We start from the raw sequence: 21762 nt of genomic DNA, 5'->3' as shown, positions 1-21762 counted from the left end.
ATGACCACGTCCGCCATGCACATCGCGCGTACCGGGCTCGACGCCCAGGACACGCGCATGCGCGTCATCTCGAACAATCTCGCCAACGTCAGCACCACGGGCTTCAAGCGCGACCGCGCCTCGTTCGAGACCTTGTCCTACCAGGTCGTCACTGCCGCGGGCGCGCAGTCGACCGCGGAGAGCAAATACGCCACCGGGCTCAACCTCGGCACCGGCGTGCGCGTGCAGGGCACGTCGCGCACCGAGACGCAGGGCTCGATGAACCAGACCGGCAACAGCCTCGACCTCGCGCTCGACGGCGACGGCTATTTCCAGGTGCAGATGCCCGGCGGCCAGCTCGGCTACACGCGCGCGGGCAATTTCTCGCGCTCGCCCGAGGGCCTGCTGATCACCAGCCAGGGCTATCAGGTGATGCCGGGCATCACCGTGCCCGCCAACGCCACGCAGATCACGATCGGGCTCGACGGCACCGTCTCGGCCACCGTGCCGGGGCAGGACCAGGCGCAGAACCTCGGCCAGATCCAGGTCGCCAGCTTCCCCAACCCGGCGGGCCTCACCGCGACCGGCGACAACTTTCTCACCGAGAGCGCCGCCAGCGGCGCCGCCAACCTCGGCGTGCCGGGCGAGGACGGTCGCGGCCGCGTCCGTCAGGGCACGCTGGAGGCGAGCAACGTCAACGTCGTGGAGGAGCTGGTCGACATGATCGAGACCCAGCGCGCCTATGAGGTCAACTCCAAGATGATCTCGGCGACCGACGACATGCTGAAATACGTTAACCAGAACATGTCATAGAATCGCACATGATTCGACGCTCCCTCCTCCGCCGCCACCGCGCGCGCGTCGCCCGCAGTGCCGCCCTGTGCGCCGCGCTGGGCGCGCTCGCCGCCGCCGCGCTGGTGCCCGCGCCCGCGCACGCCGGGCTGCTCGGCAAGGTGCTCAAGAAGAAGCCGGCGGAGGATTTCTCCGCGGTGCACGCGCCGGCGCAGCCGCCCGCGCCGCCCGCCGCCAACGGCGCGATCTTCCAGGTCTCGGACGGCTATGCCGCGCTCTACGAGGGCTGGCGCGCGCGCCGCGTCGGCGACCCGCTGACGATCGTGCTGGTGGAGCGGACCGCCGCCTCCAAGTCGTCCTCGTCCAAGCTCGCCTCGGACGGCAGCTTCTCGCTCACCCCGCCGTCGACCGGCCCGCTCGGCGGGATCGTCAGCGGCACCGACGTCGGCTCGAGCGGCAAGCGCGGCTTCAACGGCACCGGCACCGCGGACCAGGCCAACTCGCTCTCCGGCGAGGTCTCGGTCACCGTCGCCGAGGTCTATCCCAACGGCACGATGCTGGTGCGCGGGCAGAAGCGGGTGACGCTCAACCGCGGCGACGAGTTCGTCCAGATCAAGGGTATCGTCCGCACCGCCGACGTCGACCGCGACAATCGCGTGCCCTCCACCCGCGTCGCCGACGCGCAGATCGCCTATACCGGCAAGGGCGACGTCGCGCGTTCCAGCCGGCAGGGCTGGCTGTCCCGCTTCTTCCAGGTCGTGAGCCCGTTCTGATGATCCGCCAGCTGCTCCTCGCGCTCGCCGCGCTCGCCGCCGCCATCGCCGGCCCCGCCCACGCCGACCGGATCAAGGATCTCGGCGGCTTCCAGGGCATCCGCGCCAACCAGCTGACCGGCTATGGCGTGGTGGTCGGCCTGCCCGGCACCGGCGACGACAATCTCGACTATACCGTCCAGTCGGTGAAGGCGGTGGCGTCGCGCTTCGGCCTCCAGCTGCCCGCGGGCGTCAACCCGGGGCTCAAGAACGCCGCGGTGGTGCTGATCACCGCCGAGCTGCCCGCCTTCGCCAAGCCCGGCCAGCGGATCGACATCACCGTCGCCTCGATGGGCAAGGCCAAGTCCCTGCGCGGCGGCAGCCTGGTGCTGACTCCGTTGCTCGGCGCCGACGGCCAGGTCTACGCGATGGCGCAGGGCAATCTCGCGGTCGGCGGGCTCGGCGCCGAGGGCGCGGACGGCTCCAAGATCGTCGTCAACATTCCCTCGACCGGCCGCATCCCGGAGGGCGCGACGGTGGAGCGCGCGGTCGCGACCGGCTTCGCCGACACGCCCTTCGTCACCTACAATCTCCAGCGCGCCGACTTCACCACCGCGCAGAACGTCGCCGCCTCGATCAACCGCAAGTTCGGCGCGGGCGTGGCGCAGGCGATCGACGCGGTGTCGGTCGCGGTGCGCGCGCCGACCGGCGCGGACGTCCGTGCCACGCTGATGAGCGAGATCGAGAATCTCGACGTCGCCTCGGCCGAGCCGCCCGCCAAGGTGATCGTCAACGCGCGCACCGGCACGGTGGTGATCAACTCGGCGGTGCGAGTCGGCGCGGCGGCGGTGACCCACGGCAAGCTGACCGTCCGCATCGACGAGAGCCAGCGCGTCAGCCAGCCCGCGCCGCTCAGCCAGGGCCAGACCGCGCTGGAGAACCGCTCCAATGTCCAGGTCTCGGAGGAGAAGAAGCCGATGTTCCTGCTCAATCCGGGGCCCAAGCTGGCCGACGTGGTCAAGGCGGTGAATGCGATCGGCGCGAGCCCGGCCGATCTCGTGGCGATCCTGGAGGCGCTCAAGGAGGCCGGCGCGCTCAAGGCCGAGCTGGTGGTGCTCTGATGGGCGACTCACCCGTCAACAACGTGGGCGTCGCGATCACCGGCAAGACCGGGCTCGACACCGGCCTCAGCCGCGCCGCGACCAAGACCAACCTCGACAAGGCCGCGCAGCAGTTCGAATCGGTCTTCACCGGCATGATGCTGAAGTCGATGCGCCAGGCGAAGCTCGCCGACCCTCTGTTCGACAGCAAGGCGCTCACCACCTTCCAAGACATGTCGGACCAGAAGGTGGTGCAGGAGATGGCGACGCACAAACCGATCGGCATCGGCGCCGCGATGAGCAAGTTTCTCGCGCAATCTCAACCGGATCTTAACGGGAATCATGGCACGCCGGTGGAATGAGTGATCTGCTCTCCATCGGCGCTTCGGGCGTCCGCGCGTACCAGACCGCGCTGACGACGACGTCGGAGAACATCGCCAACGCCGGCAACGCGTCCTACGTGCGGCGCAGCGCGACGATCCGCGAGGTGCAGGCGAGCAACGGCTTCAACTCGTCGCTCAACGGCATGGGCGCGGTGGTCGACGGGATCGCGCGCAACGGCAGCCCCTATCTCGAAGCCTCGGTGCGCAGCGCCAGCTCGGACGCGAAGAAGACCGAGGCGAGCACCGTGTGGCTCGAGCGGATCGAGGGCGCGATGACGGGCGGCGCGCTGTCGACCAACCTCACCGGCTTCTTCGCGGCGAGCACCGCGCTCCAGGCCGAGCCGACCTCGAGCGCGTTGCGCGCCGGCATGCTGGGCAGCGCGGCGACGCTGGCTGATTCGTTCAAGGTCACCGCCAAGGCGCTCGACGACGGCATGGCCGAGCTCGACACCAAGGCGCAGCAGACCGTCGGCGAGCTCAACCGGCTGGGCCAGGCGCTGCTCAAGGTCAACCAGGGCATCGTCAAGTCGCAGCCGGGCTCGTCCGCCGCGGCGGGGCTGGCGGACCAGCGCGACGACCTGCTCACGCAGATGAGCGCGCTGACCGAGGTCGACGTCCAGATCGACGACTTCGGCCGTGCCACCGTCCGCGCCGGCGCCAGCAACGGCCCCGTGCTGGTCGATCCGCGCGAGGCCAGCGAGATGAGCTACGCGCGCACCGGCGGCAACGCGGTGCTCAACGTGCTCAAGCCGAGCGGTGTCGCGATCCAGGCCAACCCCGAGGGCGGGGCGCTGGCGGGCATGATCGAGGGCGCGCAGCGGATCGCCGCCACGCGCGACCAGCTCGGCGCGATCGCCACCGACCTGACCACCGGCGTCAACGACCTGCAGAAGCAGGGGCAGGATCTCACCGGCGCGCAGGGCCAGCCCTTCTTCGCCAACACCAGCGACCCCGCCGACTTCAAGGTGGCGCTGACCGACGGCAGCCAGATCGCCGCGGCCAAGACCGGCGGCGGCGCGCGCGACTCGTCCAACCTCGCCGCGCTCGCGTCGCTGCGCACCGGCAACCAGTTCGAGAGCAAGGTCCAGGCGCTCACCACCGACAATGCCGCGACGCTCAAGCAGCGCCGGCTGGTGGGCGACGCGCAGACCGCGATCTACGACGGCGCGGTGACCGCGCGGTCCGAGGCCTCGGGGGTCAACCTCGACTCGGAGGCGGTCGACCTCGTCCGCTTCCAGCAGGCCTATCAGGCGTCCAGCCGCGTGATCCAGGTCGCGCGCGAGACCTTCCAGTCGATCCTCGAGATCAGGTAAGCCGTCATGCAGATCTCCAGCAACCTCCTCTACGATCGCTCCGCCGCCCGGATGGGCGCGCTGATGGCGACCGCGACCAAGCTGCAGACCCAGATCGCCACCGGCAAGAAGATCAGCTCGCCGTCCGAGAATGTCGCGGTGGCGCAGCAGCTCGCCGAGTTCGACCGCAAGGACGCCGACGCGGGCGCGTTCAAGACCAACCTCGACCTCGCGGGCTCGCTGCTCAAGCAGGCCGACGGCACGATGGGCTCGATCACCGAGCAGATGCAGCGCGCCACCGAGCTGGTGAACAACGCCGCCACCGACACACTCGGCGCGTCCGACCGCAAGGTGATCGGCGATCAGCTCCAGTCGGTGATCGCCACGTTGGTCTCGCTCGGCAACACCAACGACCTGCGCGGCCAGCCCCTGTTCGGCAGCGCGGCGGGCACGCCCGCGGTGATCGACAACAAGGACGGCACCTTCACCTACAATACCGCGCCCAGCCTGTCGGAGGTGCCGATCGGCGAGAACGGCCTGTCGATCCAGCCGACCGAGACCTCGGCGCGCATCTTCAATTCCGGCAAGGGCGACACGCTGGCGATGCTGTCGGCGCTCGCCACCGCGTTGCAGGCGGGCGAGCCGACCGGCGAGAAGGCGCGCGCCGCGATCGACTCGCTCAAGACCGCGAGCGACCAGGTCTCGACCGTGCAGGCCTCCGTCGGCGCGCGCGCGGCGCGGGTCGACCTGCAGCAGAACCTGCTGACCAACGCCAGCGTGGACCGCGCCGAGCTGCGCTCGACGCTGGAGGACACCGACGTCACCCAGGCGTACACCGAGCTGTCCAAGACGATGACGATCCTGTCGGCGACCCAGGCGAGCTTCTCCAAGCTATCGCAGCTGTCGCTGTTCACCTACCTGCGCTGATCGCGCGGTCGCGGCCCTCGTGCTCCTGCGGACGCAGGGGCCGAGACCCGCGTGAGCCGCCGCTTGCGGCCCTGGGCTCCCGCCTGCGCGCGCGCTCGTGTGCGACACAAGGAACCGCCGTCGCCGCGCAGCATTGATGCAGCGCAACGACGAGGGTTTATCCACATGGGTGCCACCACCATCGGCGCGCTGATCGGCGGCGCGATCGACGCCATGTCGGGCGACGACAGCGCGGCGGATGGGGCGCTCTACGGCGCGATTACCGCCAATGTCCTCAAGCTCGTCCTGCCCGTCGCGTTCACCTACGTGATCGGCTGGGGCGTGCTGAAGGGGGTGGAGACGCTCGGCGACGCCATCTCGGAAAAGGTAAAGTCATGATCAGGACCATCATTGGCGCGCTGCTCGGGCGCGAACTCGACCGGCGCGACGGCCGCGGCGGCGTCGGCGGCGCGATGGTCGGCGCACTCGCGACCCGTGCGGTCACCAGGATGGGACCGCTCGGCATGGCGCTGGGCGGCGCCTATGTGGCCAAGAAGGCTTATGACCGCCATCGCGCGACTCGCGCGGGTGTGCCGCCGCGGGCCTGAAGTAAGTCCTCCCCGCTTGGCGGGGAGGGGTATCGCCGGACGTAGGTTGGTAGTGGAGGGAGCTCTCCCCAGGCGACATCGTGTGTGCCCCCCCCCCCCCCCCCGCCGCCACGCCCCTTAGGCGAGGTCCGCCTCCCCACGAGCGGGGAGGAATGCAGGCTTACCGCCACTCCGCCTCCTCATGCTCGCCCAGCCGCGGGCTCGCGCGTTCGGCGACCACCCGCGCGCCATCGTAGACGATCGGCGTCGCGAGGCCGGGCAGCCCCTCCACCAGCAGGCGCATCCCGCGCGCGACCACCTGCGGGTCGGCGAACACCTCGTCGATGCGGTTGACCGGACCGACCGGCACCCCCGCCGCCTTTAGCGCGGTAAGCAGCGCGGCGCTCGTCCACGTCAGCGTGCGCCCGATCAGCACCGGCAGCAGCGCGGCGCGGTTCGCCACGCGCGCCGGGTTGGTCGCGAAGCGCGCGTCCGCCGCCAGCGCCGGGACCGCGAGTACCGCGCACAGCCGCGCGAACTGGCGGTCGTTGCCCACCGCCACGATCAGGTCGCCGTCGCTCGTCGGGAAGCTCTGGTAGGGCGCGAGATTGGCGTGGCCGTTGCCCATGCGGCGCGGCACCGCGCCGCCGACCATCCAGTTGAGCGCCTGGTTGGCGAGCACCCCCACCTGCGTGTCGAGCAGCGCCATGTCGATGTGCGTGCCCGCGCCTGTGCTGGCGCGCGCGTGCAGCGCGGCGAGGATCGCGACGGTGGCATAGACGCCGGTGAACAGGTCGGCGGTGGCCACCCCGGTCTTCTGCGGCGGGCCGTCGGGCTCGCCGGTGATCGACATCATCCCGCCCATCCCCTGGACGATGAAGTCATAGCCGGCGCGCGCCGCGTACGGCCCGGTCTGGCCGAAGCCGGTGATCGAGCAGACGATCAGCCGCGGGTGACGCGCGCGCAGCGTCGCCGCGTCGAGCCCGTATTTGACCAGCCCGCCGAGCTTGTAATTCTCGATCACCACGTCGGCGCCCGCGGCGAGCGCGGCGACGCGCGCCTGGCCCGCGGGCGTGGCGATATCGACCGCGACCGAGCGCTTGCCGCGGTTGCAGGCGTGGTAATAGGCCGCCGACAGGTCGCTGCCGTCCTCCCCGCGGACGAAGGGCGGCCCCCAGTGACGCGTATCGTCGCCCTCGCCGGGGCGCTCGACCTTGATCACGTCGGCGCCGAGATCGGCGAGCAGCTGCCCCGCCCAGGGGCCGGCGAGGATGCGCGCCAGCTCGAGCACGCGCAGGCCGGCGAGGGGGCGGGGGGTGTCAGTCATGACAGCGGTGTAGCGGCGCGCGGCGCGGGGCAGAAGGGTGCCACGACGGTTGAAGCCGCCGCGCCCGCGGCATAGAGACGCAGCCGATCTTTAAGACAGAGAGGCCACCCCATGAAGACCCGCGCCGCCGTCGCGTTCGAGGCCAAGCGGCCGCTCGAGATCGTCGAGCTCGACCTCGAGGGGCCGAAGGCCGGCGAGGTGCTGGTCGAGATCATGGCCACCGGCATCTGCCACACCGACGCCTACACGCTCGACGGGCTCGACAGCGAGGGGCTGTTCCCCAGCGTGCTCGGCCACGAGGGTTGCGGCGTGGTGCGCGAGGTGGGCGCCGGCGTCACCAGCGTGGTACCGGGCGACCATGTCATCCCGCTGTACACGCCCGAGTGCCGCCAGTGTAAGTCGTGCCTGTCGGGCAAGACCAACCTGTGCACCGCGATCCGCGCGACCCAGGGCAAGGGGCTGATGCCCGACGGCACCACGCGCTTCAGCTACAAGGGCCAGCCGATCTACCATTACATGGGCTGCTCGACCTTCTCGAACTTCACCGTCCTGCCCGAGATCGCGGTCGCCAAGATCCGCCCTGACGCACCGTTCGACACGAGCTGCTACATCGGCTGCGGCGTCACCACCGGGGTGGGCGCGGTGGTCAACACCGCCAAGGTCGAGCCGGGCGCGACCGTGATCGTGTTCGGGCTCGGCGGGATCGGGCTCAACGTGATCCAGGGCGCCAAGCTGGCGGGCGCGCACCGTATCATCGGCGTCGACATCAACCCCGACCGGGAGGACTGGGGGCGTCGCTTCGGCATGACCGACTTCGTCAACCCGCGGGACGTCGGCGAGATCGTCCCGCACCTGGTCGCGCTGACCGACGGCGGCGGCGACTATACCTTCGACTGCACCGGCAACACCGTCGTCATGCGCCAGGCGCTGGAGAGCGCGCACCGCGGCTGGGGCGAGTCGATCGTCATCGGCGTCGCCGAGGCGGGCAAGGAGATCGCGACGCGCCCGTTCCAGCTCGTCACCGGTCGAGTATGGAAGGGCACCGCGTTCGGCGGCGCGCGCGGGCGCACCGACGTGCCCAAGATCGTCGACTGGTACATGGACGGGATGATCCAGATCGACCCGATGATCACGCACCGGCTGAGCCTCGACGAGATCAACAAGGGCTTCGACCTGATGCACGCCGGCGAGAGCATCCGCAGCGTGGTGGTGTATTGACGGACGAAGATCCTCCCCGGCACGGGGAGGGGGACCAGCCGCAGGCTGGTGGAGGGGGTTTTCCGCGAGCGCTGCGCTGCGTGGCGAGCCCCCTCCACCACCGGCCTGCGGCCGGCGGTCCCCTCCCCGCGAGCGGGGAGGATCTTGGGAGAGAGACCATGTTCAGCCACGTCATGCTCGGCACCGACGACATCGCCGCCGCCCGGACCTTCTACGACGCGACCCTCGGCGCGCTCGGCGCGGCGCCGGGTGTGATCGATGAATGGGGGCGGCTGGTCTACGCGCACGACGGCGGCCGCTTCCTGATCACGCGCCCGATCGACGGCCAGCCCGCCAGCCGCGCCAACGGCGGCACGCTCGGCTTCCGCGCGACCTCGCCCGGCCAGGTCGAGGCGTGGCACGCCGCGGGCGTGGCGAGCGGCGGCACCGCGATCGAGGCGCCCCCGGGCGTGCGTCACGCCACCGGCGGGCGCGAGCTGTACCTCGCCTATCTGCGCGACCCCGCGGGCAACAAGGTCTGCGCGATGTATCGCGTCGCCTGAGCGGAAGGAGCAAGCATGGAGACCGTCTCGACCGCGCGCGCGCACGGCGGCACGCAGGGCGTCTACCGCCACCGCAGCGACGCGACCGGCACCGACATGACCTTCTCGGTCTACGTCCCCGACCACGCGCCCGGCGCGAGGCTGCCGGTCGTCTGGTACCTCTCCGGGCTGACCTGCACCCACGCCAACGTGACCGACAAGGGCGAGTATCGCGCGCACTGCGCGCGCCACGGCCTGATCTTCGTCGCGCCCGACACCAGCCCGCGCGGCGACGACGTGCCCGACGAGGACCGCTGGGACTTCGCCAAGGGTGCCGGCTTCTACGTCGACGCCACCGAGCCGCCCTGGTCGACTCACTATAAGATGTGGTCCTACGTCACCGCGGATCTGCCCGCGCTGGTCGCGGCGGCGTTCCCCGCGGACATGGCGCGCCAGTCGATCATGGGCCATTCGATGGGCGGGCACGGCGCGCTGACCGCGGCGCTGCGCCACCCGGGCCGCTACCGCGCGGTCTCCGCCTTCGCGCCGATCGTCGCGCCGACGCAGGTGCCCTGGGGCGAGGCGCTCGACCTTTATCTCGGCGAGGACGAGGCGGCCAAGCGCCGCCACGACGCGGTCGCGCTGATCGAGGACGGCGCGCGCGTGCCCGAGCTGCTGGTCGACCAGGGCGAGGCCGACGCCTTCCTCGCCGAGCAGCTCCGCCCCGAGCTGCTCACGCGCGCCTGCGCCGCCGCGGGCATCCCGCTCGAACTGCGGATGCGCGCGGGCTACGACCATTCCTATCTCTTCGTGTCGAGCTTCATGGGCGAGCAGCTCGACTGGCATGCGGCGCGGCTGAAGCGGGAGGCGTAAGCCCGCGCGCCGCGCGTGCGCTACCCGGCATGACCCCGTCGCCGTCATGCGGGGTTCCCACCCTTCGGCGCATCGGTTACCAGCCCTAGCCATGACGGCGGGCGCGCGAGATCAGCCAGCGGAGGGGCGGTTCGCGGGGAGAGTGCATCTCTTCCCGCTGCGGGTCTATTTCGAGGACACCGATCTCTCCGGCGTGGTCTATCACGCCAACTATCTGCGCTACATGGAGCGCGCCCGCTCCGACATGCTCCACGTCGCCGGCATCGACCAGCGCGCGCATCACGAGGCGGGCGGCGGCGCCTATGCCATCGCCGACCTGCACATCCGCTACGCCGCGCCAGCCCGGCTCGGCGACGCGCTGCTGGTGGAAAGCGAGGTCGCGCGAGCGCGCGCCGCCAGCGTGGTCATTCATCAGACAGTCAGGCGCGGCGCGGAAATGCTGGCGCGGGCAGAGGTCACCGCGGCGCTGGTCGGCGCCGACGGTCGGCCCCGTCGCCAGCCCGCGGCCTGGCTCGCGCAGTTCCGCCGCCTCGCCGCCACCGCCGCGGCGGATACCGCGACGGCCGACACCACAGGGGAAGAGACGCCGTGAATCCGATCTTGCAGACCGACGCCGCGACGCTGTCGCCGATCGCGCTGTTCCTCCAGGCCGATTGGGTGGTGAAGGGCGTGATGCTCGGGCTGCTGCTCGCCAGCATCTGGACCTGGGCGATCATCATCGGCTTCTGGCTCAAGCTCGGCCGCACCCAGAGGAAGAGCGCTCAGTTCGAGCGCGACTTCTGGAAGGCGGACGACATCGACGCCTTCTACAAGAGCAACGGGCAGAGCGACCTGCCGTCCGCGCGCGTGCTCGCCGCCGGGGTCACCGAGTGGCGCCGCTCCACCCACGGCAACGTGATCGACCGCGACGGCACGCGCGAGCGGCTCGGCACGGTGATGGGCGCCGCGGTGGCCAAGGAGATCGACGACATCTCGGACCGGCTCAACGTGCTCGCCACGGTCGGCTCGGTGGCGCCGTTCGTCGGGCTGTTCGGCACCGTCTGGGGCATCATGCGCAGCTTCACCGCGATCGCCAGCCAGCAGAACACCAGCCTCTCGGTGGTGGCGCCGGGCATCGCCGAGGCGCTGTTCGCCACCGCGATCGGGCTGTTCGCGGCGATCCCCGCGGTGATCGCGTACAATCGCTTCGGCCACGCGATCAACCGCATCGAGGCGCGGCTCAACCGCTTCGCCGACGGCTTCCACGCCACACTGTCGCGCCAGCTCGACGGCGAGCGCTGAGGGCCAACGCGCATGGCGATGAACCTCCCGTCCAGCCGCGGCAAGGGCCGCAAGGCGCCGATGGCGGAGATCAACGTGACGCCGCTGGTCGACGTCATGCTGGTGCTGCTGATCATCTTCATGGTCACCGCGCCGCTGCTGACCCAGGGCGTGCCGGTGAACCTGCCCGACAGCCGCGCCAAGCCGCTCGACCAGGACCAGCAGCCGACCGAGATCTCGCTCGACGAGCAGGGCCGCATCTTCGTCGCCAAGGAGGAAGTGCCCGCCGATGCGTTGCCGTCGCGGCTCGCCGCGATCGCCGCGACCGGTGCCAAGGCAGGGGACGGCCAGCCGCCGCAGGTGTTCCTGCGCGCCGACCGCGGGCTCGACTATGGCCGCGTGATGCGCGTGATGGGCGAGCTCAATCGCGCCGGGCTCAACCGCGTCGCGCTGGTCACGGTCGGCGAGGACTGACGCGGACGTGGAACGCGCCGAGAAGATCGGGCTGGGAGTCGCGGCGGCCGGGCATATCGTGCTCTTCGGCCTGCTGTCGGTCGGCTTCCTCGACACGCCCAATCCGATCAAGCTGAAGCAGAACCCGGTCGAGGTCAGCCTGGTGCAGGACGTCGCGCTCGAGGCCGCCGCGCCCGCCGCGACCGAGCCGCCGTCGCAGCGCGTGTCGCCCGAGGCGGGTGAGCCGGTCGACTCGCCGCCGCCCGCCGCGGCGCCGCCCGCGCCGGTGCCCGCCCCTGCGCCCGTGCCCGAGCCGCGCCCGGAGCCCAGGCCCGAGCCGAAGCCCGCGCCGCCCAAGCCGGCGCCGCCGAAGCCGGCGCCGCCCAAGCCGGCGCCCGCGCCGAGACCCGAGCCCAAGCCGCAGCCCAAACCCAAGCCGGCGCCGGCGGCGGAGAAAGCCCCGAGCAAGCCCGCGCCGACCAAGCAGCAGAGCGCCGCGAGCGCGCCGAGCAAGGCGAAGGCGCCCGCCGCCGCGGCCAAGGGCAACGGCAAGACCGAGACCGCCACGGCCGAGCGCGCCAAGGGCGGCCGGCTCGGCAGCGACTTCCTCAAGGGTCTCACCGCGGAGAAGAGCAGCGCCAAGGAGAGCGACGCGCCGCCGTCCGCCGCGCGGGTCGACGCGCGCGCGCTGGCGGGGATCCAGCAGGCGATCGCGCGCCAGATCCAGCCCTGCGCGGACCGCCAGGTCGATCCCGGCCCGGGCGCCAACCAGATCGTCACCGCGCTCAACCTGCGGCTCAACCGCGACGGCACGCTGGCGGCGGTGCCGACCGTCGTGCGCCAGTCGGGGGTGAACGACGACAACCAGCGCTACGCGCGGCGCGTGGTCGATCTCGGCATCGCCGCGTTCAAAGGCTGCTCGCCGCTCAAGCTGCCGGCCGAATATTACGCCACCGCCAACGGGGGGTGGAGCAACATTAACTACAATTGGAAACTGCGGTGATGCGACTCCGACTCTGCGGTTCTACGCCCTTCCGCCGGGCTTCTTCTTGTGCCGTCGGTGGCTGGCCGGCGGGGGGACGACTGTCGTTCGCCTCCTTTACTCCGTCATCCCGGACTTGGTCCGGGATCCACGGTGCCGCGAACTCGTCGACCGCGGCGCCTGCGGGCCGGTGGATCCCGGACCAAGTCCGGGATGACGGAAGAGGGGCGGGGCGCAGGCGCGGTACCGTCATCGGGAGGCTGGCGCCCACCGCGCTCCTCGCCGCCGCCGCGCTCCTCGCCACCCCTGCCGCGGCGCAGCTCGTCCCGCCCGCCGGCACCCCCGCCGCGCCCGCGCCCGCGCAGCAGCCCGGCGGGCCCGCGGGCCAGACCCCGCCGCCGCTCGAGGTGGACGTCACCGGCGGCATCTCGGCGCCGATGCCGATCGCGATCCCGCCGATGCCGACCCAGTCGGTGGTGCAGACCCCCGCGGGCCCGACCGACCGGCTCGGCCGCCAGCTCAGCGAGATCGTCGCCAACGACCTGCGCAACTCCGGGCTGTTCAACCCGGTGGCGGCGGCCGCGACGCGCGCGATCGCTTTCCCCGAGGTGACCGCGCCCGCCTATGATTACTGGGGCGGCTCGGGCGCGCAGGCGCTGGTGCAGGGCTATATCCGCGCCAACGGTGACGGCACGCTGACGGTGGGCTGCTACCTCTACGACGTCTCGGCGCGCACCGAGCTGACGCGCCAGGGCTTCGTGGTGCCGCCGTCGGACTGGCGCCGCGCCGCGCACAAATGCGCCGACATGGTCTATACCCGCCTGACCGGTGAGGGCGCCTATTTCGACAGCCGCGTCGTCTATGTCAGCGAGACCGGGCCCAAGGCCAACCGCATCAAGCGGCTCGCGATCATGGACCAGGACGGCGCCAACAGCCGGTTCCTCACCGCGGGCTCGTCGATCGTGCTGACGCCGCGCTTCGCGCCCAACCAGCAGTCGATCGTCTATATGAGCTACGTGGGGAGAACGCCCGCGATCTATGTCTACGAGCTCGGCTCGGGGCGGCAGCGGCTGGTGGTGCAGAATGTCGCCACCACCTTCGCGCCGCGCTTCTCGCCGGACGGGCGCTACATCCTCTTCTCGATGGCGCAGGCGGGCAACACCGATCTGTACCGCGTCTCCGCCGCGGGGGGCACGCCGCAGCGACTGACCAACTCGCCGGGCATCGACACCGGCGGCAGCTACTCGCCCGACGGCTCCAGGATCGTGTTCGAGAGCGACCGCTCGGGCGGGCAGCAGATCTACGTGATGAACGCGGACGGCTCGAACCAGCAGCGCATCAGCTTCGGCGGTGGCCGCTACGCCACGCCGGTGTGGAGCCCGCGCGGCGACCTGATCGCCTTCACCAAGATCCAGGGCGCGTTCCGCATCGGCATCATGAGCCCGAGCGGTTCGGGCGAGAAGCTGCTGACCAACAGCTGGCAGGACGAGGGGCCGTCGTGGAGCCCCAACGGCCGCGTGCTGATGTTCTTCCGCCAGGGTCGCGGCAACGCCGGCAAGGCCGACCTGTGGTCGGTCGACCTGACGGGCGTCAACGAGCGCCGCGTGCCGACCCCGCTCGACGGCTCGGACCCGGCCTGGGGACCATTGCGCCCGTAGCGCTAAGCGGCGACACTTCACCACAAGACCAAGACGAACACGGGAGAACATGCGATGGCACGACTGACGACCACCTTGTTGATGGCGACCGCTCTGGTGGCCACCGCGGCCTGCTCGAAGAAGCGCCCCGACGTGCTGCCGCCCGCCCCTGGCGGCGCGCCCGAGGCGCCGCCGGCGACCGGCGCGACCGACCCCAACGCCGGGATCACGCCGGGCTCGGCGGCCGACTTCAAGCGCTCGGCGCAGAGCGACACCGTGCTGTTCGGGCTCGACATGTATGACATCGACGGCACCGCTCGCGGCATCCTCGACAGCCAGTCGGCATGGCTGACGCGCTATCCCAACGTGCGCATCACCGTGGAAGGCCACGCCGACGAGCGCGGCACCCGTGAGTATAATCTTGCGCTGGGCGATCGTCGCGCCAACGCCGCGAAGAACTATCTGGTCGCGCGCGGCATCGCGCCGGGCCGGATCACGACGATCAGCTACGGCAAGGAACGCCCGGTCGCGCTCGGCTCGGACGAGGAGAGCTGGGCGCAGAACCGTCGTGCGGTGACGGTGGTGGTGCAGTGATCGCACCGCGCCCGACCCGTATCGGCGATCGGGCGCGGTAACCGCCGTATAGCGTTACCCAAGACGGCGAGCGGAGCCAAGGCGCCGTTCACAAGTGCCTGACAAGAGATGGGTCGTGACTTTGTTGCTTCGAAGCAACAGAGTTGCGACTCTTTTGTTGCAGGGACCACCCTCTCGTCTCGGCCACCGGCGGCCGGGACAAGGGGTGGGACATGACCAGGGTGACGTTACTCGCCGCGACCGCATTGGTCGGCGGCATGATCGCGCCAAGCGCGGCGCGCGCGCAGACGGCGGTGGGCGAACAGGGCCCGCCGACCGCCAGCACATCGTCGACCGGTGATGAGGAGGGGCTGCGCGAGGTGGTGGTCACCGGCTCGCGCATCGTCCAGCCCGCCTATGACGGGGTGATCCCCGGCGCGCAGGTCAGCGGCGAGCAGATCCAGCGCCGCACCTTCACCAACATGCTGGACGCGCTGACCGACGTGCCGTTCATCGGTAGCGGCGCCTCGCCCTACGGCACCAACGGCGGCCAGCCCGCCAGCCTCGGGCAGGCCTATGTCGACCTGTTCGACCTCGGCTCGGCGCGGACGCTCACGCTGGTCAACGGCCGCCGCTACGTCTCCGGCAATGCGGCGTCGCTGTTCGTCGCCAACAACTCGCCGGGGTCACAGGTCGATCTCAGCACGATCCCCGCGGCGCTGATCGCGCGCACCGACGCGGTGACGGTCGGCGGCGCGGTGGCCTATGGCTCGGACGCGATCGCGGGCGTGGTCAACATCGTGCTCAAGGACGATGTTCAGGGCCTGTCGCTCGGCGCGCTGAGCGGGCTGACCGCGCGCGGCGACGGCGCGCGCTACCGGCTGAGCGCGCTCGGTGGCACCAGCTTCGCGGGTGGGCGCGGCAACGTCACCGTCGCGCTGGAACATGATCGCGACGACGCGCTCTACGGTGACGCGCGCGCGGGCTATCGCGCCAACTGGGTGGCGCCGACCTCCTTCCACGACGGCGGCGTGCGCAACCCGGCCTATGTGCCCACGCTCGATGGCAGCGGCGGCGGCGCCTTCCTGCCGGCGGCCTCCGACAAGGTGCCGCGCAACATCGCCGGCGCGGGCTATCGCGGCGGGTCGCTGCTGGTATCGAACGCGGGTGCGGTCTTCAGCTTCGACGCGCCGGGCGGTCTCGCCGATGCCCTGCCGCGCGACTTCCAGGGGCTGATCACCACCGATCCGAACGACCTCGACGCCTCGCCCGGCTATCGCCCCGAGACTTTGTGGACGATGCCGCGCAACACCAACCTCGTCCCCGGCCGGCCGGTGTCACGCGGCAGCGGCTGCCGGGTGACCGATCTCACGGGCTTCTGCGCCTTCGCGCCCGCGGCGCTGCCCGGCACGCGCGCCAACGCGACCGGCGCGGCCGCGCGCGACGCCTTCGACGCCGCGGTGATCGCGCGCTACGCCTCGGCGCTGTCCGGCGCGGGCGGTACCGCGACGCAGCGCGACGCGCTCGCGCTCAACCTGCTCCAGGCGCATCTGCCGACGCCGCGCGACTATCTGAAGGCGCATCCGGGTACCGATATCAACGCCTTCATCGGCAGCTTCGTCAGAGGCTTCCTCACCGTGCCCAACCGCGACGCGGCGAGCAGGGGCGCGCTGCCGCGGGTCGCGGTGCCGCTGCACTTCGACGCGACGGGTAGGCTGCGCGCGATCGTCCCTGCGGTGATCGCCGACCCGGACGTGTCGCCCGGGACGACGGGCGGCGCGGTGGGCGGCGAGGCCGCCGACCTCGACGACGGCGCGCGGCGCAACCTGTTGCGCGCCCAGCAGGACCGCGCCATCGCCGACGTGCTCGCGCATCTCAGCATCAGCGACGCACTGACGCTCTATACCGAGAACCACTACGCGCGCGTGCGCAGCGTGGTGCCGCGCGTCGGCGGGTGGGGTAACGCGATCTCCTACGCGAGCGCCGAATATAGCGCGCTGGCGATCCAGCTGAGTAACCCGTATCTGAGCCAGCGGGCGCGGGAGCTGCTCGGCCAGGCGGGCGTGACCGATCGCTTCCTGCTGTCGCGCACCAACCAGGACCTCTACGACGGCCATCCCACCGTAGCGACCAGCGACACCTATCGCACCGTCATCGGCGCGCGGGGTGAGTTCGCGGCGTTCGGCAAGACGACGCATTATGACGCCTCGCTCAGCTATGCCGCCAACGACCTGTCGCACCGCGCCTATCAGATCCGCGACATCGAATATGCGCTCGCCGCCGACGCGGTCCGCGACGCCGCGGGGAACATCGTCTGCCGCGCACAGACGCCCGGCGGCGCGGGTGTGCTCGGCACGACACCGTACGGCGTCACCGGCCAGGAGATCGTGCGTGACCGCGACCGCGCCGGCCACCTCACCGAACATTATCTGCGCCGCACCGTGTCCGCCGCGCAGATCGCCGCCTGCCGACCGCTCAACCTGTTCGGCTACGGCCAGATGTCGGCGGAGGCGCGCGACTATGTGATGACGCCGACGCGCCTGACCAATCGTTCGCGTCTGCTGTTCGGCCAGGCGTCGCTGAGCGGCGCGCTGATCGATCTGCCCGGCGGCACCGCGCGCTACGCGCTGTTCGGCGAGTATCGTCGCGAGCAGATCGACTATCGCAACGACGAGCTGTCGCGCACCGGCGGCACGCGCTCGGTCGCGCTCGCCGACACGCAGGGCCATATCGAGTCGGCCGAGTTCGGCGGCGAGGCGATCGTGCCGCTGCTCGGCGAGGACTTCTCCGCGCCGCTGTTGCGCGAGCTGCATTTCCAGCCCGGCATCCGCTTCGTCCGCCAGAGCGGCGCCGCACCCGACGTGCGGCTGCTCGACGGCAGCGAGATCACGCAGCGCGAGCAGGGCAGGTGGAACCGCATCTGGTCGCTGGCCGGCACGTGGCGACCGATCCACGCGTTGCAGGTGCGGGGCAACGTCACCCGCTCGATCCGCCAGCCGAGCATCACCGAGCTGTTCCTCGGCGGTCAGTCCGCCTTCACCGCGCCGACCGATCCCTGCGCGTCGAGCGAGATCGGGCAGGGGCTGCGCCCGCAGACCCGCCTCGCCAACTGCCGCCGCGCGGTGGTCGACGCCGGGCTGGCGAGCGACACGGCGGGCGCGGACCAGTTCCTCAACGCCTACGTCCCCTCGGGCGCCGCGATCACCGGCGTCGTCGATGGCGCGCCCGGTCTGCGACCGGAGCGCGGGAGAAGCTGGACCGCGGGCGTCGTCCTGACCCCGGCGTTCGTGCCGCGCCTCAAGCTGAGCGGCGACTATGTCCACGTGCTCGTCGACGACCAGATCAGCCTGGTCGATTCCGACACCGAGCTCCAGCTCTGCTACGATAGCCCCACCTATCCCGACACCACGCGAAGCTTGGGCGTGAACACGTGCCGCTTCTACAAGCGCCTGCCGAGCAGCCACCAGCGCGCGTTCGAACTGGGTGACGGCTTCACCGACAGCTTCGTCAACCTCGGCAAGCTGAAGGTGGAGGCGGCCAACGCCGCGCTCGACTACTCGCTGCCACTCGGTGCGGCCGCGAAGCTGACGTTATATGCCAACGTCTACCACCTGTTCCACTATCTCTCGGCGCCGGATAACAACCTGGCGGCGGCGGAGGAAGCCGCCGGCAGTATCGGCGACAGCACATGGCGTGCGCAGCTGCGGCCGGGCTTCGAGCGTGGCGGCTTCTTCGCGCAATGGGTGTGGAATTGGAACAATGCCACGCGTTACTTCTCCGCGGGCGCGCCGGTGGGGGGGACCGACGCGGCGAACGAGGTGCGCGACTTCATCCGCCTCCCAGGCTACAGCTTGCACGACGCGACGATCGGCTACAGCTTCGGCGAGCAGCGACGGTTCGGGCTCACCTTCAACGTCAGCAACGTCTTCGACAAGCTGACCCTGGGTAGCGTGCCGCAATCCTACGCGTTCAGAAGCGGCATCATCGACGACTTCGGCCGCCGCTTCACCTTGAGCGTCGACGTGAGATGGTGACCGCCCGCGCTCCCGCCGCAGCGGGAGCGCACCGTCACCGCGCCTTCAGCGCCCAGCGCATCACGCGGCTCAGCCCGTCCGCGCCGGCGCGGATCGCGGGGCGCGCGGCGGCGGGCTGGAGGCGGCCGTGCAGCGCCGCCGCCCAGCCCGGCAGCAGGTCCACCGCCGCCGCGCTCGCCATCGCCAACGCCGCGGCGGCGGCGGGGTCGTCGCCGGGCGCGAGTAGCGCCGCCGCCACCTCGCGCGTGCGATGGTCGGCGCGCAGCTCGGGCAGGATCCGGGCGTAATAGTCCGCCACCGCGGCGCGCGAGCTTGGTACGTCGGCGGCGCCGAGCCTCTCCGCCACCACCGCGGTGTCGGCGAGATAGCGGTCCTGCTCGGCCGCGCTCAGCGACGAGTCGCGATAGCGCAGGTACGCGCGCAGGAAGCTGTCCACCTCGGCGACGTGGATCCAGGTGAGCAGCGCGGGATCGTCGGCGCGATAGGGCGTGCCGTCGGGCAACGTGCCGGTGACATGGTCGTGGACGCGGCGCACCTGCGCGATCGCGCGCTCGGCGGTGTCGGTGGCGCCGAAGGTGGTGACGGCGATGAAACTGGCGGTACGGCGCAGCCGGCCGAGCCGGTCGTCGCGGAAGCCGCTATGGTCCCACACACCGGCGAGCGCGCGCGGGTGGAGCATCTGGAGCAGCAGCGCGGAGATGCCGCCGATCATCATCGCGGAGAAGTCGGCGTGGACCGCCCAGGCGGGCGAGTCGCGCGCGATCAGACCGGGATCGTGGGGCGCGCGCGCCAGGTCGAGCTGCTCGCTCGCCACCAGCGCGCGCAGCCGATCGCCGAGCGCACCGCGCGCGCGCTCGACCAGTCCGGCCGCGGGGGCGTCGGTCACGCCCCGAACCCCGCGGCCGGCGTCAGGCTCAGGCCTCGGCCGGGGCCGACTTGCGGCGACCGCGCGGCGCGGGGGCCGGCGTCGGCGCGGCTTCCTCGCCACCGCCGCGGCGCGCGCCGGGCTTGCGGCCGAGGCCGATCTTCTTCGCCATGTCGCGGCGCGCCTGCGAGTAATTCTCGGCGACCATCGGATAGTCGGGCTTCAGGCCGAAGCGCTGGCGATAGTCGTCGGGGGTCAGGCCGTGGCCGGCGAGGTGGCGGCGCAGCGTCTTGTACGGCTTGCCGTCGATCAGCGAGATCAGATGATCCTTCGACGCCAGCGACTTACGCACAGAGACCGCGGGGGTATAGTCGCTCGCCGGCTCCTCCGACGTGGTCACCGAAGTGCTCGACGACAGGTTCGACACCGCGTCGTGCATCGTGCGCAGAAACGCCGGGACGTCCTCGCCCGAGGCGCGCGTGTTGGGATTGGACAGCCAGGCGATCGTCAGTTCGGTCGCGAGCTCGACCACATTGGTGCTGGCGGTCTCGTCGTTCATTGTAACACTCCTCGAAATGATAGCGTGGCGTCTATACAGCGGCCGAGAGGCCGTCAACGCGCCCGAGCTAATAGTTCTAACATGTGTCCCACAGAAGAGACAGTAGAACTCTTATCCCACCAGATGTCGGGGCCAGCCGTCCCATATTCGCACGAAGCTTGACCGCCGCGCTCCCCCCGTTCCATGGTCCCGGAGAGGGTAGAGCATAAGAAAAGGGGTTAATGCATGAAGCTCGGTCGAGGGCGCCGCGCGCTGTGGGGCGCGGTCGCGATCGCGCTGCCACTCGCCGCCTGCGCGAGTGACGGCAAGGATCGCCCGAAGAGCGCCGCCGCCAAGGCGCCGCCGGTCAAGTACGCGCGCGATCCTTATCCTTCGACCTACCACGCCTATCCCGGCGTGCCGACGCTGGTGCGCAACGTCACCGTGTTCGACGGCGAGGGCGGGCGGATCGACGGCGGCGCGGTGTTGCTGGCGGACGGCAAGATCGCCGCGGTGGGTCAGTCGCTCGACGCGCCCGCGGGCGCGACGGTGATCGACGGCGCGGGCAAGTATATCACCCCCGGTATCGTCGACATCCACAGCCACCTCGGCGACTATCCCAGCCCGCAGGTGCAGGCGCTGTCCGACGGCAACGAGGCGACCGCGCCGATCACCGCGGACGTCTGGGCCGAGCACAGCGTGTGGCCGCAGGACCCGGGCTTCGGCCGCGCGCTCGCCAACGGCGGGGTGACGACGCTGCAGATCCTGCCCGGCTCGGCCAATCTGATGGGCGGGCGCAGCGTGGTGCTCAAGAACGTCTACGCGCGCACGATGCAGGCGATGAAGTTCCCCGGCGCGCCCTACGGCCTCAAGATGGCGTGCGGCGAGAACCCCAAGCGCGTCTACGGCAGCAAGGGGCGCGAGCCGTCGACGCGGATGGGCAATGTCGCGGTCGATCGCCAGACCTGGGCCAAGGCGGTGGCGTACAAGCGCAAGTGGGACAAGTACGAGAAGGAGGGCGGCGATCCGCCCGACCGCGACATCGCGATGGACACGCTGCGCGGCGTGCTCTCGGGCGAGATCATGGTGCAGAACCACTGCTACCGCGCCGACGAGATGGCCATCGTGCTCGATATGGCCAAGGAGTTCGGCTACCATGTCACCGCCTTCCACCACGCGGTCGAGGCGTACAAGATCGCGGACCTGCTCAGAGCCAGCGGCACCTGCGCCGCGGTCTGGGCCGACTGGTACGGCTTCAAGATGGAGAGCTACGACGGGATCGGCGAGAACCTCGCGATCCTCGACCGGTCGGGCGCGTGCGCGATGATCCACTCCGACGACGAGAACGGCATCCAGCGGCTCAACCAGGAAGTCGCCAAGGTGCTCTCCTCGGCGCGCCACGCGGGCATTCAGGTGAGCGACGAAGCGGCGTGGAAGTGGCTCTCGCTCGGGCCGGCCAAGGCGCTCGGCATCGACGCGCAGACCGGCAGCCTGCGCGCCGGCAAGATGGCCGACGCAGTGCTGTGGAACGGCAATCCCTTCAGCGTCTACACCCGGCCCGAGAAGGTCTGGGTCGACGGCGCCTTGCTCTATGATTCGAGCGACCCGAAGCGCCGCCCGGTGAGCGACTTCGAGCTCGGCCAGCCCGGTTCGGGAGACGTCAAGTGACGCGCGCGCTGCTTCTCCTCGC

General features: G+C 70.9%; 22 protein-coding genes. 19 read left to right on the top strand and 3 right to left on the bottom strand.

Going from position 1 to position 21762, the window contains the following annotated elements:
• The 8 genes from flgG (at window position 1) to K7957_RS07250 (ending at window position 5812) form a co-directional block, all read left to right on the top strand.
• Complete coding sequence (gene flgG / locus K7957_RS07285) at window positions 1–792, top strand: flagellar basal-body rod protein FlgG (protein ID WP_223011323.1); 792 nt, start codon at window positions 1–3, stop codon at window positions 790–792.
• Between the two features lie 8 nt (window positions 793–800).
• Window positions 801–1544, top strand: a complete 744-nt coding sequence (locus K7957_RS07280) for a flagellar basal body L-ring protein FlgH (protein ID WP_223011322.1) — start codon at window positions 801–803, stop codon at window positions 1542–1544.
• Window positions 1544–2644, top strand: coding sequence for a flagellar basal body P-ring protein FlgI (locus K7957_RS07275; RefSeq protein WP_223011321.1), 1101 nt, complete (start codon window positions 1544–1546; stop codon window positions 2642–2644). The genes K7957_RS07280 and K7957_RS07275 overlap by 1 nt, the downstream gene beginning before the upstream one ends.
• Window positions 2644–2985, top strand: a complete 342-nt coding sequence (locus K7957_RS07270) for a rod-binding protein (protein ID WP_223011320.1) — start codon at window positions 2644–2646, stop codon at window positions 2983–2985. The genes K7957_RS07275 and K7957_RS07270 overlap by 1 nt, the downstream gene beginning before the upstream one ends.
• Window positions 2982–4319, top strand: coding sequence for a flagellar hook-associated protein FlgK (flgK, locus tag K7957_RS07265; RefSeq protein ID WP_223011319.1), 1338 nt, complete (start codon window positions 2982–2984; stop codon window positions 4317–4319). Before K7957_RS07270 ends, flgK begins: the two co-directional genes overlap by 4 nt.
• Window positions 4320–4325: 6 nt before the next feature.
• Complete coding sequence (locus K7957_RS07260) at window positions 4326–5225, top strand: flagellin N-terminal helical domain-containing protein (RefSeq protein WP_223011318.1); 900 nt, start codon at window positions 4326–4328, stop codon at window positions 5223–5225.
• A 165-nt stretch (window positions 5226–5390) separates the two neighbouring features.
• Window positions 5391–5603, top strand: a complete 213-nt coding sequence (locus K7957_RS07255; protein WP_223011317.1) for a hypothetical protein — start codon at window positions 5391–5393, stop codon at window positions 5601–5603.
• A complete protein-coding gene (locus K7957_RS07250; RefSeq protein ID WP_183921815.1) occupies window positions 5600–5812 on the top strand; it encodes a hypothetical protein in 213 nt (70 codons plus the stop codon). Before K7957_RS07255 ends, K7957_RS07250 begins: the two co-directional genes overlap by 4 nt.
• A 160-nt stretch (window positions 5813–5972) precedes the next feature.
• Here K7957_RS07250 and K7957_RS07245 read toward each other — a convergent pair whose 3' ends face one another.
• A complete protein-coding gene (locus K7957_RS07245; protein ID WP_223011316.1) occupies window positions 5973–7118 on the bottom strand; it encodes a CaiB/BaiF CoA transferase family protein in 1146 nt (381 codons plus the stop codon).
• Window positions 7119–7229: 111 nt separating this feature from the next.
• Between K7957_RS07245 and K7957_RS07240 the strand changes: the two genes are divergently transcribed.
• The 10 genes from K7957_RS07240 (at window position 7230) to K7957_RS07195 (ending at window position 18669) form a co-directional block, all read left to right on the top strand.
• A complete protein-coding gene (locus K7957_RS07240) occupies window positions 7230–8336 on the top strand; it encodes an S-(hydroxymethyl)glutathione dehydrogenase/class III alcohol dehydrogenase (RefSeq protein ID WP_223011315.1) in 1107 nt (368 codons plus the stop codon).
• Window positions 8337–8494: 158 nt separating this feature from the next.
• Complete coding sequence (locus K7957_RS07235) at window positions 8495–8878, top strand: VOC family protein (protein ID WP_223011314.1); 384 nt, start codon at window positions 8495–8497, stop codon at window positions 8876–8878.
• Between the two features lie 15 nt (window positions 8879–8893).
• Window positions 8894–9730, top strand: a complete 837-nt coding sequence (fghA, locus tag K7957_RS07230) for an S-formylglutathione hydrolase (protein WP_223011313.1) — start codon at window positions 8894–8896, stop codon at window positions 9728–9730.
• A 91-nt stretch (window positions 9731–9821) separates the two neighbouring features.
• Window positions 9822–10322 (top strand): YbgC/FadM family acyl-CoA thioesterase, encoded by a 501-nt coding sequence (locus K7957_RS07225; protein WP_223011312.1) that lies wholly within the window; start codon window positions 9822–9824, stop codon window positions 10320–10322.
• Window positions 10319–11011 (top strand): protein TolQ, encoded by a 693-nt coding sequence (gene tolQ / locus K7957_RS07220; RefSeq protein ID WP_223011311.1) that lies wholly within the window; start codon window positions 10319–10321, stop codon window positions 11009–11011. The genes K7957_RS07225 and tolQ overlap by 4 nt, the downstream gene beginning before the upstream one ends.
• 12 nt (window positions 11012–11023) lie before the next feature.
• Window positions 11024–11464 carry a protein TolR gene (tolR, locus tag K7957_RS07215; protein ID WP_223011310.1) on the top strand — a complete coding sequence of 147 codons (441 nt, stop codon included), beginning with the start codon at window positions 11024–11026 and terminating at the stop codon, window positions 11462–11464.
• A gap of 7 nt (window positions 11465–11471) precedes the next feature.
• Window positions 11472–12446 carry a cell envelope biogenesis protein TolA gene (locus tag K7957_RS07210; protein WP_223011309.1) on the top strand — a complete coding sequence of 325 codons (975 nt, stop codon included), beginning with the start codon at window positions 11472–11474 and terminating at the stop codon, window positions 12444–12446.
• Between the two features lie 230 nt (window positions 12447–12676).
• Complete coding sequence (gene tolB, locus K7957_RS07205; protein WP_343228363.1) at window positions 12677–14083, top strand: Tol-Pal system beta propeller repeat protein TolB; 1407 nt, start codon at window positions 12677–12679, stop codon at window positions 14081–14083.
• A 54-nt stretch (window positions 14084–14137) separates the two neighbouring features.
• Window positions 14138–14656, top strand: a complete 519-nt coding sequence (pal, locus tag K7957_RS07200) for a peptidoglycan-associated lipoprotein Pal (RefSeq protein ID WP_223011308.1) — start codon at window positions 14138–14140, stop codon at window positions 14654–14656.
• A 212-nt stretch (window positions 14657–14868) separates the two neighbouring features.
• On the top strand, window positions 14869–18669 hold the full coding sequence (locus K7957_RS07195; RefSeq protein ID WP_223011307.1) for a TonB-dependent receptor: 3801 nt from the start codon (window positions 14869–14871) through the stop codon (window positions 18667–18669).
• 34 nt (window positions 18670–18703) lie between these two features.
• On the opposite strand, the gene K7957_RS07190 is transcribed toward K7957_RS07195, so the two are convergent.
• Both K7957_RS07190 and K7957_RS07185 read right to left on the bottom strand, forming a co-directional pair.
• The gene (locus K7957_RS07190; protein ID WP_343228337.1) at window positions 18704–19555 is read right to left on the bottom strand and encodes an oxygenase MpaB family protein; all 852 of its coding nucleotides are present in this window, start codon (window positions 19553–19555) and stop codon (window positions 18704–18706) included.
• A gap of 28 nt (window positions 19556–19583) precedes the next feature.
• Entirely contained in the window at window positions 19584–20093 is a 510-nt protein-coding gene (locus K7957_RS07185; protein ID WP_223011306.1) for a Ros/MucR family transcriptional regulator, read from the bottom strand.
• Window positions 20094–20318: 225 nt separating this feature from the next.
• Here K7957_RS07185 and K7957_RS07180 point away from each other — a divergent pair, with 225 nt between their 5' ends.
• Complete coding sequence (locus tag K7957_RS07180) at window positions 20319–21740, top strand: amidohydrolase (RefSeq protein ID WP_223011305.1); 1422 nt, start codon at window positions 20319–20321, stop codon at window positions 21738–21740.
• Window positions 21741–21762 lie beyond the last annotated feature (22 nt).

Source organism: Sphingomonas yunnanensis (assembly GCF_019898765.1).
GTDB lineage: Bacteria > Pseudomonadota > Alphaproteobacteria > Sphingomonadales > Sphingomonadaceae > Sphingomonas > Sphingomonas yunnanensis.
This window is presented reverse-complemented; position numbering and strand designations above follow the sequence as displayed.